Origin of the sequence: Haloferula sp. A504 (assembly GCF_044385805.1) — a bacterium.
In the GTDB taxonomy this organism is placed as follows: Bacteria; Verrucomicrobiota; Verrucomicrobiia; order Verrucomicrobiales; family Akkermansiaceae; genus Haloferula.
This window is the reverse complement of sequence record NZ_JBISBU010000113.1, coordinates 1-4,862: the sequence shown is the minus strand read 5'-3', so window position 1 is coordinate 4,862 and position 4,862 is coordinate 1. Positions and strand designations below refer to the sequence as shown.

Sequence of the window (4,862 nt, the reverse complement as noted above, 5' to 3'; positions counted from 1 at the left end):
TTCGACACCGTCACCCCGTTGCTCAACGCCTCGCCGGCCGTCCCGGTCAGCTCCGTGTCCGCATTCGTGTTCAGCGTGTCGCTGCCGCCCGCGGCGTCAATCGAGCCCAGTCCCAATGCCGAAACATCGATCCCGTTGGCTGTGATGGCTCCCGTCAGGTCAAAAGCATCGGCATTTGCGCTGGCTGCGAAACTGCCCGCCGCAGAAAGCACCTCGAAATTCGAAAGGGTCATGCCACCAGCCGTCATCTGACCACTGGTTCCCGTCAGAGCCACCGCCTGACCGGACGCATCCAGCGTATCGCTCCCACCCGCAGCATCCACTGACCCCAAACCACTGAATGTTAGCCCTCCAATGGATCCTGCGTTGGCCCCTGTCACGCTCACGCTCTCATCGCCTGCCGTCCCAACAAGCTCATCGTTTCCAGCACCGGCAAGACTGGAGACCGAGAGGAGGTCCAGACCGAGTGACGAGTCCGTCGTGATTCCCGAAATATCGAGCCCGGTCGCATCCAGACCGGCTCCGAGGCTAAAGCCCTGCCCGGTGGCTGTAAGCGTCCCATTGCCTAGGTCAGTCGCGCCCAATAGCTGCACCGTTCCTGCGGGTCCTGCATTGAGATTGAGGTCGAGAGCGTCTCCACCGGGAGTCGAATCGTTCACCGAGCCACTGAGGACAACGTTGTTGAGCCCATTCAACGTCAGGGTGTTCGCTCCGGTTCCATCAAAATCCAAGCCCGCAGACAAAGTCAGATTTCCATCTTCCGTATTACCTCCTGCCGACGCCGTCGTCACGGAGAGCGAAGCACCCCCGGTCAGCCCACCAACAACAAGATCGACCCCCAACTGGGCGCTGTCATCCGTAGAGACGAACGGATCTGAAGCGTTGATGTTGGTGTTGCCGCCACCTGCCACGATCTCCACGTCGTTTCCGGCAAAGCTCAGAGAATTGGAAAAAATCAGCAGAACGGTGATTCGGGTGAGTGGGCAATAGCCTGTGCGTTTCATATTGATCAAGAAGGGGGGTGACGGGCAAATTCTGGTGCTGAGCAGCTTGCCTCTAACCTGCAAGGTAAGAGCAAATCCAATACGCAGTTATTCGTATTGCTTCCACGACCGGTCCTTCAACCAAAAAAACACAAATTCGCACGTCTCAGTGCTACCTCATTTTGAGCCCTTGGTAATCAGGAGCGCCTGAAGGACGGCTTCATCGACTGCGGTGTTGGTCGGGCTCGCTGGGCGAGGGTCAGCTGAACCGACCGCGCTCAAGTCTTTTCGCTGCGACCCACTTACCTCTTCCATCGAAGTAGAGCAACTTGATGCGGTTGCACCGCTTGTTGGTGAAGGCGAACAGTACGTCGGGCACAGGCGTGAGCCCGAGGTGGTCGACGGCCACGGCATGCATGCCGTTGAAGGATCTGCGCATGTCGCAGGGCTTCAGGGCGATGAAAACCTTAAGCTCGGCGTTGGCGAGATTCATCATGGCCGGCCCCCTTCGCTTCGAGCTGTTCCTGGCAGGCGACGATGAACCTGGCAGCCTCGTCGGCGAGCAGCAGCGAAGGGACCTCGCGGAACTCGACGACGATTCGGAGCCGGGTGACGGCCAAAAGCTCGACCTCCGCGAAGCGGAAGTCCTGAACCAAGGATCGTCCAACCGGCAAATCCTCCACTCCCACTACGAGGAAAGGCCGCCTCGGGTGAACGAGGCGGCCTCTGGATTGAACAACCGAACAGGGATTCAGCGCTTTTCAATGACCACGTTCACCGTGGCATACTCATCGCCTTCAGGAATCAGGCAGTTGGCCGCAAGCTTGCCGTTGACGTAGATGTCGAGGCGGCTCCCATCAGCTGCGGAGGGCAACGTGAGCCAATACTCGCCCGACGCGTTGGTCTTGGTGGTCTGAGCGTAACCGGCCGCCTTGACGGTGACGTTCTTCCGGGCGTAGCCGCGGTCGTCAGTCACCTTGCCTTTGACGCCACCGGCCCAGGCACAGGCCGAGGCCCCGATCAACAAATAGGTAAGAAGTGTTTTCTTCATGATACGTTGGGGTAAGAATTTCAGAAGCCTTCAACAGGCTTGAAATCCCTTGGATTGTCCGCGGGCTTCGGCTTGGGCTTGTAGGTTCGCTTGGGGGCATCCTCCGTGATGCTTACATTGTGGACCTCCGGACCAGCGCAAGCCCCGAGGAAGAACACTGCGGCAGCAGCGGTGGCCAGCATTGACAACAATTTCACTTTTTTCATCTTTTTATGGTGTGCTCGAATTCTCAGGAAGTGATGCCGCCTTCGGTCGTAGGCTCCGCATCACGGGCCTTCGGACCCTGGGGGTTGTTGGGATCCACCGGTTCATAGCGATTCTGTCCCGATCCGCCCCGCGTTCCGACCAACAAAGACCAACTGCCGATGCCATGATACTTCGAGGTGCTGGCATTGAAGTTGGTGGACTGGAGGAGAACGAAAACCTCAGCCGTCCCGGTGTAGCTTGCAACGAACTTGGTTCCGGCCCGGCGCTGGCGACGATCATCCACGAGAATCTCGTTCCCTTGTTCGTCGAAGACATAGAGGTCGATGTCGCGGACTCGCTTGTCGACTCCAACAAGGAAGCAGTAGGTCACGCCCTTGGTCACCGGCATCAGCATCCGGATTTTTTCATTGGGCTGAAGACTCCCACTGGCGCCGGGAAAGATGGTGAAACCGGCCTCGGCTTGGCGGACGGCCATTTCATAACCGTCGTTTTCGGCTTCCGCTGGACTGGCCCAAGAGATCCCCTGCATGCACAGGGAAAGGCTTCCAGCCACTAGAGTTTGTTTGATGGTCAGTGACATAATATGATTGGGGGATGCTAACATTCTCTATCGGACTCTTTTGGAAACTGTCGGATGACAAAAGCAAATCCGATACTGGTATGAAGACTACGGATTATCCGTTAGGCCGCGCAAGCAAAAATTCCAAAACCCAACAGAAGTCATAATTCTTTAAAGACCATCGACTTACACAGAAATCACGCAAGTTTATTTCATTAGACTTAAAGACTTTCACCATCAGCAAAAGCCTGGGATGGCACCCGGTTCATCCGAACCGAATGCCGACAGCTCCTGGGACGCACCGAAATCAGACTAACGTCCAAAAGCTTGCGTTCGGCACCAGTCTCCCTGCCTTCAGTTTTCGCCGGTTGAATCGGGCAATGGTGACCCCACTCGGGATCATGAAGAGAAGAAGCTCCCCGCTTCCGGGGAGCTTCACTTAAGCCAGTTGGGCGGCAGTTACCTGCCCGACGGCTTCCTCGTGAAAGGAGACAAACGAGGATCTCAGAAGGTCCACGAAGCTCTGAGGCTCGCATACCAGCCGGGCTCGTTCCACTCTGATGCAAGTCGACCCGAGTTCGGACCCAAAGTTGGCGTCGGAGGAACATCCTCCAGCGCCTCGACGTAGGTGATGCTCGGCGAAACGACAAAGGAATCGCCAATCGTCACCGGAGCGCCCAGCGTAGCGGCCACGTGGGTGAAACCATCCGACTCGAACTGATAACCCGACTTGTAGATGGTGGACACGGAATAGGAGAGACCGAAACCAACCTGATCGTTGGAGTAAAGGTTCCTGCTGCCCATCACTCCGAGTTCTCCACCCCACCCCTCGACCAGGTCTGCACCGCCGGTACCACGGAAGGCCGGATTGTTTGCGAGCCCTTGACCATCGGTTGTCGTCGGCACGTTGTACCAGAGGTTGAGGAAGGGCTGGGCATACGAGTAGCGAGGCATGACGAAATTGGCATAGACCATGCCTTGGTGCTCAACCCCCCAGAACTCTCCGTTCGGGTAGTAGTAGAAGTCGAAACCAAAGGTGCCCTGCAACCAGTCCTCACCCACCAGCATGCGGGTGTAGTTGGCCGACAAAATCAGCTCGGAGTAGCTGTCCTTAGTCGTCAGTAGAGGTGCGTAGAAGGGGTTGAATCCATCATCCAGACTTTCAATGTACTTCAAGCCTAGCGCGAAACCTTTGTAGGTGGCGTTCACACCCACAAACGTAATGTCGCTGTCCGGATCCTCTGCCAGCGGATTGCCGGGAACGAGGTGGTTGAAGGATGTGAACTGGGCGACATCGATGCCACGCCACACGTGCTTGGATGCCCAGCCTGCTTCCACGGTCCAAGTAAGCGCTCCAGGGTCAGCGTATTCAAGAACCGGCGCTCCTTTCGCTAGACCACCTTTAGCCGAACTGCCGCCGGGAGCAGGTGTCGCCTGACGACCTGACCCATCACGGCGCCCTGAACGTCGTGGAGCAGCCGAAGCATCGGCACCGTCCTGAGCACGGGAAACATCGCCCGGAGCCGAGGGCGCGGTCCTCGGTGGGCTGGGGACGCCCTGCGAGGGGGCGATGGTTGCTGTGATGGGGACGTTCGTCGGTAGCGCTGCCGGAGAACTCCTCGCCCCCGGTGCAGTGACCGGGACATTGGTTCCCAAACTGGCCCCAGTCCGGGTGTAAACCCTTACGGTTGCGGCTTGGAGTTCGAGGAGGAAAAAACAGCCTGCTAGAGCCATCACACTGGCGAACGTGGAGGAGGTGACTTTCATGGTCGTTCTGTAGGATAGATTTCATCACGAGGGAATTGCCTGCCCCGTCCAATGTCAACCACAAAGACTCCGATCACAAGGGTCCGCGAGACTGACAACTGACCAAATCAGGAGAACGGTTCCTCCCTGAAAAGACCGCATCCATTTCTAGGCGCTTCAGCCCGCCTAAAGGAAAGAGAGCTCGACTCAATCCGGACGGTGGAACCACCTCTCCAGCGCCTTACCAAGCGCCTCGTTGCTATTCGACCAGATCCGCGGGTCATGAGATCCGCCTTTCCGTAAGGTTTGGGGCTCT

General features: G+C 57.5%; 6 protein-coding genes and 1 pseudogene. All 7 read right to left on the bottom strand.

Annotation, left to right across the window (positions count from 1 at the left end; genetic code table 11):
* Positions 1-1,013: pseudogene (locus ACG2LG_RS23520) on the bottom strand (hypothetical protein); the annotation flags it as partial.
* Positions 1,014-1,242: 229 nt separating this feature from the next.
* Complete coding sequence (tnpB, locus tag ACG2LG_RS23515) at positions 1,243-1,479, bottom strand: IS66 family insertion sequence element accessory protein TnpB (RefSeq protein ID WP_396263269.1); 237 nt, start codon at positions 1,477-1,479, stop codon at positions 1,243-1,245.
* Complete coding sequence (locus tag ACG2LG_RS23510; RefSeq protein WP_396263266.1) at positions 1,451-1,639, bottom strand: hypothetical protein; 189 nt, start codon at positions 1,637-1,639, stop codon at positions 1,451-1,453. Before ACG2LG_RS23510 ends, tnpB begins: the two co-directional genes overlap by 29 nt.
* Positions 1,640-1,734: 95 nt before the next feature.
* Positions 1,735-2,034 carry a hypothetical protein gene (locus ACG2LG_RS23505; protein WP_396263265.1) on the bottom strand — a complete coding sequence of 100 codons (300 nt, stop codon included), beginning with the start codon at positions 2,032-2,034 and terminating at the stop codon, positions 1,735-1,737.
* Positions 2,035-2,054: 20 nt separating this feature from the next.
* Positions 2,055-2,240: a hypothetical protein gene (locus ACG2LG_RS23500; protein WP_396263263.1), complete on the bottom strand. Its 186-nt coding sequence runs from the start codon at positions 2,238-2,240 to the stop codon at positions 2,055-2,057.
* 23 nt (positions 2,241-2,263) lie between these two features.
* Positions 2,264-2,716 carry a hypothetical protein gene (locus ACG2LG_RS23495; protein ID WP_396263261.1) on the bottom strand — a complete coding sequence of 151 codons (453 nt, stop codon included), beginning with the start codon at positions 2,714-2,716 and terminating at the stop codon, positions 2,264-2,266.
* 588 nt (positions 2,717-3,304) lie between these two features.
* A complete protein-coding gene (locus tag ACG2LG_RS23490) occupies positions 3,305-4,138 on the bottom strand; it encodes a hypothetical protein (RefSeq protein WP_396263260.1) in 834 nt (277 codons plus the stop codon).
* Positions 4,139-4,862: the final 724 nt, after the last annotated feature.